The organism is Pseudorhodoferax sp. Leaf265 (assembly GCF_001422365.1).
In the GTDB taxonomy this organism is placed as follows: Bacteria; Pseudomonadota; Gammaproteobacteria; order Burkholderiales; family Burkholderiaceae_C; genus Pseudorhodoferax.
Map to the genome: position 1 here is coordinate 318,134 of NZ_LMMT01000037.1, position 12,878 is coordinate 331,011.

The window sequence follows — 12,878 nt, forward strand, 5'->3', positions numbered from 1 at the left end:
CCGGCCGCAGCCTGGCGTTGCGGCGGCGCGGTGTGGTGGCGTCAGACCCGCGGCGGATCGGTCTCGCGCTCGGGATGGCGGTGCCGCGCCACGGCCTGCGCGAAGGCCTGGAGGGCCGCCTCGCCATCGCCGTCGCCCGGCACCAGGCCGGGGTCGGCGCTGCCGTCCGGCAGTTCCCAGGGAATGCCGGCCTGCTCCAGCAGCGTGCGGGCATCGGCGGGCACCAGCAGTGTCTTGCCGTGGCGGTACTGCTCCTTGACGAACTCCAGCGCCAGGCCGTTGGCGGCCAGCGCAGCGATGGCGTCCTGGCCCTGCGGCAGCACCACCGCGTCGAACAGGAAGCCCGGTTCGTTCTCGAGCGAGGCGTCGGCCTGGACCGTGGCGCCGTCGGCCGCGGCGATGGCGCCCACGTGCGGGCCCACGATGCGCGGCGCGGCGCCCTGGTCGGCCAGCGCCGCGGCCTGGGCCAGCAGCAGCGCCCCGTCCACGCCGTCGGCCGCCAGCAGCGCGACCATGCGCGCGCGGATGCCCATCTCGCCCGGGCGGGCCAGCAGCGACAGCGCGGGCGATGTGCGCACCTCGGGCTTGGCAGGCTTGGCCAGAGCGCGCGGCAGCGGCTCGGGCAGCGCCGGCATGCCCAGGCCCTGGGCCACCTGGCTGGCCAGCGCGTCGGACACGTTGCGCAGCGAGGCCACCATGCGCTCGCGCACGGCCGGCACCGTGAGCTTGGACAGCTCGAAGCGGAAGGCGGCCGCGATGTGGGCCTGTTCCACCGGGCTCTGGCTTTCGTAGAACAGCGTGGCCTGGGTGTAGTGGTCGGCGAACTTCTCGGGCTTGGCGCGCACCTTGCCCTGTTCCTCCTTGGCCGCGATGCGCGCAGGCACCGAGACGAAGCCCTGCACGGCACCGGCCTGGAACGGGCAGCCGCCGGCCAGCGAGTTGGGCTCGTAGGCCACGCGGCCGCGGTGGATGGCCTGGCGGTGCATGCCGTCGCGCTGGTTGTTGTGCACGGGCGCGACCGGGGCGTTGATGGGGATCTCGTGGAAGTTGGGCCCGCCCAGGCGCGAGATCTGCGTGTCCACGTAGGAGTGGATGCGGCCGGCCAGCAGCGGGTCGTTGGAGAAGTCGATGCCCGGCACCACGTGCGCGGTGCAGAAGGCCACCTGCTCGGTCTCGGCGAAGAAGTTGTCGGGATTGCGGTTCAGCACCATGCGGCCCACGGGCAGCACGGGCACCAGCTCCTCGGGAATGATCTTGGTCGCATCCAGGATGTCGAAACTGAAGCGCTCGGCGTCCTGCTCGCTGAAGATCTGCACACCCAGTTCCCACTCCGGGTAGTGGCCCGATTCGATGCGTTCCCAGAGGTCGCGCCGGTGGTAGTCCGGATCGGCGCCCGAGATCTTCACGGCTTCGTCCCAGACCAGCGAGTGCGTGCCGTACTTCGGGTTCCAGTGGAACTTGACGAAGACCGATTGGCCCTCGTCGTTGACGAAGCGGTAGCTGTGCACGCCGAAGCCCTGCATGGTCGCGTAGCTGCGCGGGATGCCGCGGTCGCTCATGGCCCACATCAGCATGTGGGTGGATTCGGGCATCAGCGAGACGAAGTCCCAGAAGGTGTCGTGCGCGCTGGCCGCCTGCGGCATGGCATGGTGCGGCTCGGGCTTGACGGCATGCACGAGGTCGGGGAACTTCATCGCATCCTGGATGAAGAACACCGGGATGTTGTTGCCCACCAGGTCCCAGTTGCCCTCGTCGGTGTAGAACTTCACGGCGAAGCCGCGCACGTCGCGCGCGGTGTCCTTGGAGCCGCGCTCGCCGGCCACGGTGGAGAAGCGCACGAACACAGGTGTCTGCTTGCCGGCCTCGCGGAACGGCGCTGCCTTGGTGTACTGCGTGAGCGGCTCATAGCACTCGAAGAAGCCATGCGCGCCCGAGCCGCGCGCGTGCACGATGCGCTCGGGGATGCGCTCGTGGTCGAAGTGCGTGAGCTTCTCGCGCAGGATGAAGTCCTCCAGCAGCACCGGCCCGCGCAGGCCGTACTTGAGCGAGTTCTGGTTGTCCGCGACGGGAACGCCCTGGTTGGTGGTCAGGCGCTGGCCGGTGGAGTCCACGCGCACGCGGTCCAGCGGCGCAACGGTCGGGTTGCCGCCCTCGGGCGCCACGCCGCCGGTCTTGTCCGAGGCGTTGGCTTCGGACAGCGTGCTGGCGCCGGGCAGGCGCGAGGGTGGGGCGATGCTGACGCCGGGCTTGGGCGCCACGCCGTTCGCGAAGCCATGCTCGTCGGGCTTGGTCGGATTGGACCGCATGCCTGCGGCCAGCGCCTGCACCTCGGCCTTCTGGCGGGCTGCGGGGTCGGCGAGGTCGCCGGCCGGGCCTTGTGCGGGGCCGCTGTCGGTGTGGTGGGCGGCGGCTGGGGCGGTGCGGGCGCGCGCCGGAGCGGCGGGCTTGGGAGACTTGGCCATGGTGGTGTGCGTGGGGTCCAGGGGTGGTGGTGCGGCGACATTGCCGATTCAGACACGCTAAGAACACGGCCCGCCGCGTGGTGTAGGACGTGGCGACGGTCTGGGATGCGCGCACCGCCGACGGCAGCCTCCCTGCATCGCGGCCTAGGCTGCGACGCATGCTGCACTCCAGACCCACGGCGGATGCCGAACCCGCGTTGCGCGCCACGCCGCTGCCGCATGCCGCGCGCGTGCTGGTGCTCGTGGACTTCATCAATCCACTGAACTTCCCGGGTGCCGAACGCCTGGTGCCCGGCGCGCTGCGGGCGGCGCGCGCCACGGCCAGGCTCAAGCAGCGCCTGGCCCAGGCCGGCGTGCCCGCCATCTATGCCAACGACCACTACGGCACCTGGCATGCCGAGTTCAGCGACGTGCTGCGCGCCTGCCAGGCGCTGCCCGGCCCGCGCGGCCAGATTGCGCGGCTGCTGGCTCCGGCGCCGCAGGACCTGACCATCCTCAAGCCGCGCCATTCGGCCTTCTTCGCGACACCGCTGGACCTGCTGCTGCGCGAGATGCAGGCGCGCGAACTCGTGCTCGTGGGACTGGCGACCGACATGTGCGTGCAGCTCAGCACGGCCGAGGCCTACATGCACGGCTACAGCGCCTGGGTGCCCTCGGACTGCACGGCGGCCGAGACGCCCGAGGCCAAGCGTCGTGCCTTGCGCCACATGGCCACCGTGATGAAGTGCAGCGTGCGCGCCTCCACGGCGCACGGCGCGTCGGCGCGCGCGGGCCGGGTGACCGCCCCAGCGACTTGAGCGCGGAAGGAGAAGACGTCTGCAGGGGCTTTGCGCTCCTGTCCGACGTACCGGGGCCGCCGGCGCCTGCGACGCTCCGTGGCATGAACGCTTCCCAGAACCCTCCCGGCGCCGTGCCCACCTCGTCCAGCCGCAACCGCCACGCCAGCAAGCGCACCTTGACCGTCGGCGCCGTCGTCGTCGCCTTCCTGCTGTTCGCGGTGTTCGTCCCGTGGTGATGCGGCCACCGGTGCTGCGGTGCTGCTTGCGCAGGAGAGCCCGCACTGGCGCCTGACCGCTGGGGGCGGCTGTGGCCTGGCTTGAGGCGCGGCTGCGGTCTGGCGGCCGGTCTAGCGCCAGGCGGCAGCCAGCAGCGCCAGACCGGAGAGCAGCAGCAGCGCGTCCAGCAGGCGCTGGAACAGCGCCGCGGGCAGGCGCAGCACGAAGGCCTTGCCGGCGAAGGTGCCGGCCATCAGCGAGGCACCCACGATCAGGCCCTTGGCCAGCACCGCCCAGGGCAGGCCGCCGAGCTGCGCGAAGGCCAGCGACTTGGCCACGTACAGCAGCAGCGCGCTGGCCGCTTCGGTGCCGATGAAGCCGCCCTTGACCAGGCCATAGGCCGAGAAGGCCGGTACGCTGAGCGGCCCGGTCGACAGCACGAGGCCCGTCAAGTAGCCGATGGCGGCGCCGGCCACGGCCAGTTGCCACAGCTGCAGCCGCCACTGGCGCCGCTGCAGCCAGTGGCGCAGCGGCACCACGAGCACGAAGAACAGGCCGAGCGCAATGTCCACGGCCTGGGCCGGCATGGCCCACAGCGTGCGGGCGCCGAGCGCTGCCGCCGGAGCGCCCGGCAGGGCGTAGGCGCAGACGGCGCGCCAGTCCACCAGGCGCCACCAGGCCAGCACGCGCGCCGCATTGCCCACGACGGCGGCCACGGCCATGATGGGCACGGCCTGCTTGGGGCCGAAGGCGTGGACCAGCACCGGCAGCAGCATCACCGACGAGCCGGTGCCGACCACCCCGCTGACGGCCCCTGCGACCAGCCCCACCAGCAGCACCGCTGCGTAGCCATCCAGCATCCTGTGTCACTCCCTGGCCGGCGATTGTGACGCGCGGGCGCCGCCGGCTTGCCCCCAGGTCCTGTGGACAACACTGTGAAGAACGGTTGGGCAGCAGGCGCAGGCCCAGCAATGGCGCGGCCTGCGACGGATTGCCCAATCGCTGGGCAGTGGATGGCGCGGTTCGCTTGCTCGGAAAACGCATAAGCACGCGCAGATTGATTCGTTCTCTTCGCGCACCCGGCTCCGGACACTGGCGACACCAACCCCGCCGGAGACCCGTCCATGCTGCCCCATCCCGCCGCGCCAGCCGAAGCGCCCACCCCCGAAGTCCCGTTCTGGCGCAGCGCGCTGCGCCATTTCGGCGCGGCCTTGTTGGCCGTGGCCGTCATCGCGCTGGCCGTGGGCCTGCTGTCCATGCCCGTGAAGGCGCAGACCCGGCCCGAGCTGCGCATCGGCTACCAGAAGTCCGCCAGCCTGTTCGTGCTGCAAAAGGCCCAGGGCACGCTGGAAAAGCGGCTCGCACCGCTGGGCTTCGGCGTGAAGTGGGTGGAGTTCCCGGCCGGCCCGCAGCTGCTGGAAGGGCTCAACGTGGGTGCGGTCGACGTGGGCTACGTGGGCGAGGCGCCGCCGATCTTCGCGCAAGCCGCTGGCGCCAAGTTCGTCTACATCGGCGTCGACCCGGCCGCGCCGCGCGCCGAGGCCATCCTCGTCACGAAAGATTCGCCGATCCAGAGCGTGGCCGACCTCAAGGGCAGGAAGGTCGCGCTCAACAAGGGCAGCAACGTGCACTACCTGCTGGTCAAGCAACTGGAGAAGCACGGTCTGAAGCTGGCCGACATCCAGCCCGTCTACCTGGCGCCGGCCGACGGCCGCGCCGCGTTCGAGAGCAGGAACGTCGACGCCTGGGTGATCTGGGACCCGTTCCAGGCCGCGGCCGAGAAAGCCACCGGCGCCCGCGTGCTGGCCGACGGCACGCCCGGCGTGGTCAACAACTACCAGTACTACCTGGGCGAGCGCGGCTTCGTGCAGAAGAACCCCAAGGTCGTGCAGGCGCTGTTCGCCGACGCGGTGGAACAGGGCATCTGGCTCAAGAAGAACCTGCGCCAGGCGGCAGAACTCATCGCGCCGCTGCAAGGCCTGCCGGTGGACGTCGTCGAACTGGCGCTGTCCCGCTACGAGTTCAACGTCCAGCCCATCACCCGCGAAGTGGCGGCCGACCAGCAACGGATCGCCGACACCTTCCACGCGCTCAAGCTGATCCCCAAGCCGATCAAGGTCAGCGAGGCCGTGGTGTTCGCCCAGGACTGATCCCTTCCAGAAAACCGAGACATGACTTCCATCTCCCTTGCGCGCCGCCGGCTGGTCCAGGCCACGGCAGCGGCTATCGCCCTGCCCACGTTCCGCGCGTTCGCGCAGGCGCCGCAGCGCACGCTGCGCATCGGCCACCAGAAGGGCGCGCTCAACGTGCTCAAGGGCCGCGGCACGCTGGACAAGCGTCTGGCGCCGCTGGGCGTGGCCATCAAGTGGACCGAGTTCACGGCCGGCCCGGTGCAGCTGGAGGCGCTCAACGTCGGCTCGATCGACTTCGGCGACGTGGGCGAGGCTCCGCCGATCTTCGCCCAGGCCGCGGGCGCCCCGCTGGCCTACGTGGCCGCCACCGTGCCGCGCCCGGCCTCGGAGGCGGTGCTGGTGCCCGCGCAGTCGGCCGTCCGGAGCGTGGCCGACCTCAAGGGCAAGAAGATCGCGCTGAACAAGGGCAGGAACGTCCATTACTTCATCGTCAAGCTGTTCGAAAAGCACGGCCTGGCGTACGGCGATCTGAACCTGGTCTACCTGCCGCCCGCCGATGCGCGCGCGGCCTTCGAGAAGGGCTCGGTCGACGCCTGGGTGATCTGGGACCCGTTCCTGGCCGCCGCCGAAAAGACGCTGGGCGCCCGCGTGCTGGCCGATGCGCAGGGCGTGGTGGGCAACCGGGCCTACTACTTCTCCTCGCTGGACTATGCGGCGAAGAACGCCGATGTGCTGGCCGCCGTGACCGAGGAGATCAACGCGCTGGACCGCTGGTCGGAGGCCAACAAGGACGCCTTCGCGGGCGAACTGGCCACGCTGCTGGGCCTGCCCAAGCCGGTGCTGGACCTGTCGGTCGGCCGCAGCCGCTACGGCACGACGCCGATCACGCGCGCCATCCTCGCAGAGCAGCAACAGATCGCCGACACCTTCCACGCATTGAAGCTCATCCCCAAGCCGATCAAGGTGCTCGAGGCCGCCGCCCCCGGCATCGCCGCCTGATTCCGTTCCCCACCACTGTCCCCACAGCCATGCAAGTCTTCTGGTTCCTCCCCACCCACGGCGACAGCCGCTACCTGGGCACCGGCGAAGGTGCGCGCCAGGTCGATCTTTCCTACCTGCAACAGGTGGCCGGCGCGGCCGACCGTCTGGGCTACGAGGGCGTGCTGATCCCCACCGGCCGCTCCTGCGAAGACCCCTGGGTCATCGCCTCCAGCCTGGTCGGCGCGACGCAGCGCCTGAAGTTCCTCGTGGCCGTGCGGCCCGGCCTGCACCAGCCGGCGCTGGCCGCGCGCATGGCCGCCACCTTCGACCGCCTCTCGGGCGGGCGCCTGCTCGTGAATCTGGTCACCGGTGGCGACCAGGGCGAGCTCGAAGGCGACGGCGTGTTCCAGGACCACGCCACACGCTACGAGCAATCGGCCGAGTTCATCCGCATCTGGCGCGAGATCCTCGCGCGCAGCCATGGCACGGACACCTATGACTTCGCGGGCAAGCACCTGAGCGTGAAGGGCGCGCGGCTGCTGTACCCGCCGGTGCAGAAGCCGCATCCGCCGGTGTGGTTCGGTGGCTCCTCTCCGGCCGCGCAGGACCTGGCGGCCGAGCAGGTCGAGGCCTACCTGACCTGGGGCGAGCCGCCGGCCGATGTGGCCGGCAAGATCGAAGCCGTGCGCACGCGCGCGGCGCAACAGGGCCGCAAGCTGCAGTTCGGCATCCGGCTGCACGTGATCGTGCGTGAGACCGAGGAGGAAGCCTGGGCCGCGGCCGACGCGCTGATCAGCCGGCTCGACGATGCCACGGTGGAGCGCGCCCAGGCGGTGTTCGCCAAGATGGATTCGGTGGGCCAGCAACGCATGGCCGCGCTGCACGCCAAGGCGCGCGCCCAGGGCGGCGCCCACAGCCGCTCGCGTGCGGCGCTGGAGATCAGCCCCAACCTGTGGGCCGGTGTCGGCCTGGTGCGCGGCGGTGCCGGCACCGTCCTCGTGGGCAGCCCACAGAGCGTGGCGGCACGCATCCAGGAGTACGCCGAGCTCGGCATCGAGACCTTCATCCTGTCGGGCTACCCGCACCTGGAAGAGGCCTACCGCTTCGCCGAACTCGTGTTCCCGCGGTTGCCGCTGCGGCTGCGCGAGCGGCTGGCCGGCGGCAACGTGACGGGACCGTTCGGCGAGGTCGTGGCCAACCTGGATGCGCCGGCGCGGCTGGCTTCCCAGAGCTGAGGCGAGGAAAGCGCGATGAGCACGCTGAGTTCCGAGATCCGCGAGCCGCAGGTCACGCCGCTGCCGGACGTGACGGACCCACCCGAGCGCAGCGAAGCACCGGCCTGGATCGCCGGCGCGGCGCGCCAACTGCTGCCCTGGCTCGTGCCGGTGCTGCTGATCGTGGTCTGGCAGGCAGCCTCCAGCCTGGGCTGGCTGTCCACGCGCGTGCTGCCCGCACCCGTCGACGTGGTCACGGCCGCCTGGACACTGACCGCCTCGGGCGAACTTTGGACGCACGTGAAGGTCAGCGCCGGCCGCGCGTTGCTGGGCCTGGCCATCGGCGGCGGCCTGGGCCTGCTGCTGGGCCTCTTGACGGGCTCGGTCAAGTTCTTCGAGACCCTGCTGGACTCCACCATCCAGATGGTGCGCAACATCCCGGCGCTGGCGCTGATCCCGCTCGTGATCCTGTGGTTCGGCATCGACGAGTCGGCCAAGCTGTTCCTGATCGCGGTGTCGGTGTTCTTCCCCATTTACCTCAACACCTTCCATGGCATCCGCAACGTCGACCCGCAGCTGATCGAGATGGGCCGCACCTACGGCCTGTCGCGCTGGCAGCTCTACAAGGAGGTGATCCTGCCCGGCGCGGTCTCCTCCATCCTCGTGGGCCTGCGCTTCTCGCTGGGCCTGATGTGGGTGATCCTGATCGTGGCCGAGACCATCTCGGCCCAGGCCGGCATCGGCTACCTGACCATGAATGCCCGCGAGTTCCTGCAGACCGACGTGGTGCTGGTCGGCATCCTGCTCTACGCGCTGCTCGGCAAGCTGGCCGACCTGCTGGCGCGAGGTCTCGAACACTGGTGGCTGCGCTGGCACCCCGGCTATGCACGTTGACCTCCCCCGTTTGGATGGCTCACTGCGTGTAGCCATCCCATACCCCCCAGGGGCGCCGCCAGCGGCCTGGCAGAGCCAGTTCCGCGGCGTCTGCTGGCTTGGCCTGCTCCGCGGCCTTCTGACCCGCTCCATGCAAGCCTTGCATTGAACGACCTGAACCCGAGTTCCATGACGCATAGCATCTCATTCCAACGCCGCACGCTGCTCGGCGCCGCGGCCTCGCTGGCCGCTGGCGCGGCCTGGGCCCAGCCCGCACCGGCCACCGTGCGCATCGGCTACCAGAAGTCGTCCACGCTGACCGTGGTGCTCAAGTCGCAGGGCACGCTGGAACGCCGGCTCGCGCCGCTGAACGCCAAGGTCAGCTGGCACGAGTTCACGAGCGGCCTGCCGCTGCTCGAAGCACTGAACCTGGACAACCTGGACTTCAGCGCCGACGTGGCCGACACCGTGCCGGTGTTCGCGCAGGCCGCCGGTGCGCAGCTGACCTTCGTCGCCCAGGAAGCGCCTTCGCCCACGGCCCAGGCCATCGTGGTGCGTGCGGATTCGCCGCTGCGCAGCGTGGCCGAGCTCAAGGGCAAGAAGGTCGGCTTCGCCAAGGCGGCCGGCGCGCACTACCTGCTGATCGCCGCGCTGGAGCAGGCCGGCCTCTCGTTCCAGGACATCGCGCCCGCCTACCTCACGCCAGCCGACGGGCGCGCAGCCTTCGAGCGCGGCGCCATCGACGCCTGGGTGATCTGGGACCCGTTCCTGTCGGCTGCGCAGCGCCAGTCCCAAGCGCGTGTGCTGGCCGACGGCACGGGCATCGCGAGCTACCAGCGCTACTACCTGGCCAGCACCAGGTTCGCCCAGGCACGCGCCGATGTGCTCGAGGTGGTCTACGCCGAGCTGGCCAAGGCCGGCCAATGGGTCAAGGCCAACCCCGATGCCGCGGCGGCGCTGCTGGCGCCGGTCTGGGGCGTGGACCTGCCCACCGTGCTGCAGGCCAACGGCCGGCGCAGCTATGCCGTGCGCGCCGCCGTGCCGGCGGGCCTCGCGGAGCAGCAGAAGATCGCCGATGCGTTCTTCGCCGAGAAGCTGCTGCCCAAGCGGGTGAATGCCCTCGACGTCCCGCTGTTCAAACCCGGGAGCGCCACATGAGCGAAGGCGGCGTGCGCCTGCAGGCGCACCATCTCACCAAGCGCTACGGCGCGCGCACCGTGCTGCAGAACACGCAGCTGGACATCGCGCCTGGCGAGTTCATCGCCATCGTGGGCCGCAGCGGCTGCGGCAAGAGCACCTTGCTGCGCCTCGTGGCCGGCCTGGAAGAAGCCAGCGGCGGCAGCCTGCAGGTCGACGGCCAGGCCATCGGCGGCCTGAACCCGCAGACCCGCATCATGTTCCAGGAGGCGCGCCTCCTGCCCTGGAAGCGCGTGCTGGACAACGTGCTGCTGGGCCTGCCCGAAGCGGCGCGCCCGCGCGGCGAGGAGGTGCTCGCGCAGGTCGGCCTGGCCGAGCGCGCACGCGAATGGCCGGCCCGCCTGTCCGGCGGCCAGCGCCAGCGCGTGGCCCTGGCGCGCGCGCTGGTGCACCGGCCGCAACTGCTGCTGCTCGACGAGCCGCTGGGCGCGCTGGACGCGCTGACCCGCATCGAGATGCACCGCCTCATCGAAGGCCTGTGGCAGCGCCACCGCTTCACGGCGCTGCTGGTCACGCACGACGTGCAGGAGGCCGTGGCCCTGGCCGACCGCGTGGTGCTGATCGAGGACGGCCGCATCGCGCTGGACCAGCGCATCGACCTGGCGCGCCCGCGTTCGCAGGGTGACGCGGCCTTCGCGGCCATCGAGAAACGCATCCTCGACCGCGTGCTGCAAAAGCCCGCGCTCGAGCAACCCGAACCCGACCGCCTGCACCCCGCGCATGCCCTGCGCTGGGCGGTCTGAACCTTCACTTCATCAGGAGATTTGTCATGAGCATCCAAGCCATCAACGTGCGCAACCAGTTCCGCGGCAAGGTCAAGGAGATCATCCGCGGCGACGTCGTCTCCGAGGTCGATGTCGAGACGCCCTGGGGCATCGTCACCTCCGTCATCACCACGCGCTCGGTCGACGAGCTCGCGCTCAAGCCGGGCTCGGACGTGGTCGCGCTCGTGAAGTCCACCGAAGTCTCGATCGCCAAGCTCTGAACGCGGCGGGGCCGCGCGATGGCTTAGCATCGCCGGCGCCCATGCCTGCCCACGACGACTCTTCCGTCTCCTTCCTCGCGCGCATCCGCGCGCTGCTGGACCAGCTGCCGCCCACCGAGCAGCGGCTGGGCCGCTTCATCCTCGACTTCCCGGGCGAGCTGGCCAGCTACAGCGCCTCCGAGCTCGCCGCCCTGGTGGGCGTGTCCAACGCCAGTGTGACGCGCTTCGTGCAGCGGCTGGGCTATGCCAGCTACGAGGAGGCGCGCCGCCATGCGCGCGACCAGCGCTCGGCGGGCTCGCCGCTGTACCTGGCGCCGCGCCCGGCCGGCACGTCTGGCGGCGGCCTGGCCGCACATGCGCAGGCCGCGCACGACAACATCGCCGCCACCCTGCGCGGCATCGCCGACGCCCAGCTCGACGCGATCGCCCAGGCCATGGTGCAGGCACGTGCGGTCTGGTTCCTGGGCTTTCGCAACAACCGCAACTTCGCGGCCTATCTGCGCTGGCAGCTGGCCCAGGTGCTGCCGCGCACGCAGGTGCTGCCCGGGCCCGGCGAGACGCTGGCCGAGTACGCCGTGGACATCGCCGCGGGCGACGTGCTGGTGGTGTTCGCGCTGCGCCGCAGCCCGGCCGTGGCGGCGGCCTTCGCGCGGCACGCCGCGCAGGCAGGCGCCCAGGTGGTGTTCGTGACCGAACCTTCGTCGGCCGAGGGGGCCGGTGCGCGCTGGGTTCTGCACTGCCACACGGCCGCGCCCGGGCCCCTGGACAGCCATGTGGCGCCGATGCTGCTGTGCGAGCTGCTGGCCACGCGCGCGCTGCAGGCGGCAGGTGCGGCCGGCCGCCAGCGTCTGGCCGGCGTGGAGGCCGCGCATGCGGCACTGGGCGAGCTGCGCACCGCGCCACGGGGCGACGCCGCTGAACCCTGACGCCACCCCCGGGGGTGCGTCGAAATACCTGACAGCGCGTCATGCCGTGCGCATGATTCGTCACGCTTTTGCGCGAAATTTTCCTGTTGTGTCAAAGACTTGCTGCATTTGGCATGGATGCTGCTCTAAATCCCCAGTTCGATGTTTCGAACTTGGTCTATTTCTTTAACTATTCGGAGATCCCATGCTGTTTTTCAAGCAAGCGGCCGCCGTGCTGGCCCTGGCCAGCGCTGTGGTGGCGCCTGCCGCTTCGGCCGCCGTTGTCACGCTTCCCACCTCGGCGCTGAACGCATCCAGCGGCGTCTACACGCCCAATGGCTACTACACCAACAACATCGGCCAGGTCGCCGTCATGACCGGCGGGGGCGCCACGCCCAACATCGGTGGCGCGGACGGCCGCAATGACGACGGCTACATGGCCCTGAACCTGGGCTTCAGCTTCACCTTCTTCGGCCAAACCTACACCAGCCTGTTCCTCAACAACAACGGCAACGTGAGCTTCGGCAGCGGAATCTCGGCGTACGTGCCTTCTGGCCCGACGGGCGCCGACGCACCCGTCATCTCGACCTTCTTCGGCGACGTGGACACCACCGGCCCCGCATCGGGCGTCATGCACTACAGCCTGAGCGCCAACCAGCTGGTCGTGACCTGGGACCAGGTCGGCTACTTCGACAGCAAGGACGACCTGCGCAACAGCTTCCAGCTGGTGCTGCGCAGCAACGACTACGTGCTGCCCGAAGGCGAGGGCCAGATCGGCTTCTTCTACGGCAACATGGACTGGGAGCAGACCGACACCAGCCAGACCGCCGCCGTCGGCTTCGGCGACGGACAGGGCAATGCCGTGGTGATCGCCGGCTCCAACACGCCGGGCATGAACGACGTGGTCGACGGTCAGTACATCTGGTTCGACCCGAACCTGCGTCCGGTGGAGCCGCAGGAACCCGGTGAGGTGCCCGAGCCGGCCTCGCTGGCCCTGGTCGGCCTGGCGCTGGCCGGCCTGGCTGCCAACCGCCGCCGCACGAAGGCCTGAGCGCCCGAAGGCCCCGCCTCCAGGCACGCGCCTGGACGGGGCCGGCAGCCGCGGCCCGCGGCTGCCAGAGCGCGGCTGGCCTG

General features: G+C 70.6%; 13 protein-coding genes. 11 read left to right on the forward strand and 2 right to left on the reverse strand.

The window, feature by feature from the left end:
* Nucleotides 1-41: 41 nt before the first annotated feature.
* Nucleotides 42-2,462, reverse strand: a complete 2,421-nt coding sequence (locus ASF45_RS27000; RefSeq protein WP_156473191.1) for a catalase — start codon at nt 2,460-2,462, stop codon at nt 42-44.
* A gap of 158 nt (nt 2,463-2,620) precedes the next feature.
* Between ASF45_RS27000 and ASF45_RS27005 the strand changes: the two genes are divergently transcribed.
* Complete coding sequence (locus tag ASF45_RS27005) at nt 2,621-3,259, forward strand: isochorismatase family cysteine hydrolase (RefSeq protein WP_056670838.1); 639 nt, start codon at nt 2,621-2,623, stop codon at nt 3,257-3,259.
* An 83-nt stretch (nt 3,260-3,342) separates the two neighbouring features.
* Nucleotides 3,343-3,477: a hypothetical protein gene (locus ASF45_RS36870; protein WP_255357811.1), complete on the forward strand. Its 135-nt coding sequence runs from the start codon at nt 3,343-3,345 to the stop codon at nt 3,475-3,477.
* A 111-nt stretch (nt 3,478-3,588) separates the two neighbouring features.
* Here the strand turns inward: ASF45_RS36870 and ASF45_RS27010 are convergent, their stop codons facing one another.
* Nucleotides 3,589-4,317, reverse strand: a complete 729-nt coding sequence (locus ASF45_RS27010) for a sulfite exporter TauE/SafE family protein (RefSeq protein WP_056670841.1) — start codon at nt 4,315-4,317, stop codon at nt 3,589-3,591.
* A gap of 264 nt (nt 4,318-4,581) precedes the next feature.
* On the opposite strand from ASF45_RS27010, the gene ASF45_RS27015 reads away from it, so the two are divergent.
* The 9 genes from ASF45_RS27015 (at nt 4,582) to ASF45_RS27055 (ending at nt 12,795) form a co-directional block, all read left to right on the forward strand.
* Nucleotides 4,582-5,607, forward strand: coding sequence for a sulfonate ABC transporter substrate-binding protein (locus ASF45_RS27015; RefSeq protein ID WP_082551296.1), 1,026 nt, complete (start codon nt 4,582-4,584; stop codon nt 5,605-5,607).
* Nucleotides 5,608-5,628: 21 nt separating this feature from the next.
* Nucleotides 5,629-6,588: a sulfonate ABC transporter substrate-binding protein gene (locus ASF45_RS27020; protein ID WP_056670844.1), complete on the forward strand. Its 960-nt coding sequence runs from the start codon at nt 5,629-5,631 to the stop codon at nt 6,586-6,588.
* A 29-nt stretch (nt 6,589-6,617) separates the two neighbouring features.
* A complete protein-coding gene (gene ssuD / locus ASF45_RS27025) occupies nt 6,618-7,805 on the forward strand; it encodes an FMNH2-dependent alkanesulfonate monooxygenase (protein ID WP_056670847.1) in 1,188 nt (395 codons plus the stop codon).
* A gap of 15 nt (nt 7,806-7,820) precedes the next feature.
* Nucleotides 7,821-8,678: an aliphatic sulfonate ABC transporter permease SsuC gene (ssuC, locus tag ASF45_RS27030; RefSeq protein WP_056670850.1), complete on the forward strand. Its 858-nt coding sequence runs from the start codon at nt 7,821-7,823 to the stop codon at nt 8,676-8,678.
* Between the two features lie 168 nt (nt 8,679-8,846).
* Nucleotides 8,847-9,815 carry an aliphatic sulfonate ABC transporter substrate-binding protein gene (locus tag ASF45_RS27035; protein ID WP_056670997.1) on the forward strand — a complete coding sequence of 323 codons (969 nt, stop codon included), beginning with the start codon at nt 8,847-8,849 and terminating at the stop codon, nt 9,813-9,815.
* Nucleotides 9,812-10,597, forward strand: a complete 786-nt coding sequence (locus tag ASF45_RS27040; RefSeq protein ID WP_056670853.1) for an ATP-binding cassette domain-containing protein — start codon at nt 9,812-9,814, stop codon at nt 10,595-10,597. The genes ASF45_RS27035 and ASF45_RS27040 overlap by 4 nt, the downstream gene beginning before the upstream one ends.
* Before the next feature lie 26 nt (nt 10,598-10,623).
* Entirely contained in the window at nt 10,624-10,839 is a 216-nt protein-coding gene (locus ASF45_RS27045) for a molybdopterin-binding protein (protein WP_056670856.1), read from the forward strand.
* Nucleotides 10,840-10,880: 41 nt separating this feature from the next.
* Nucleotides 10,881-11,765 (forward strand): MurR/RpiR family transcriptional regulator, encoded by an 885-nt coding sequence (locus ASF45_RS27050; protein WP_056670858.1) that lies wholly within the window; start codon nt 10,881-10,883, stop codon nt 11,763-11,765.
* Nucleotides 11,766-11,949: 184 nt separating this feature from the next.
* Nucleotides 11,950-12,795, forward strand: coding sequence for a nidogen-like domain-containing protein (locus tag ASF45_RS27055; RefSeq protein WP_056670861.1), 846 nt, complete (start codon nt 11,950-11,952; stop codon nt 12,793-12,795).
* Nucleotides 12,796-12,878: the final 83 nt, after the last annotated feature.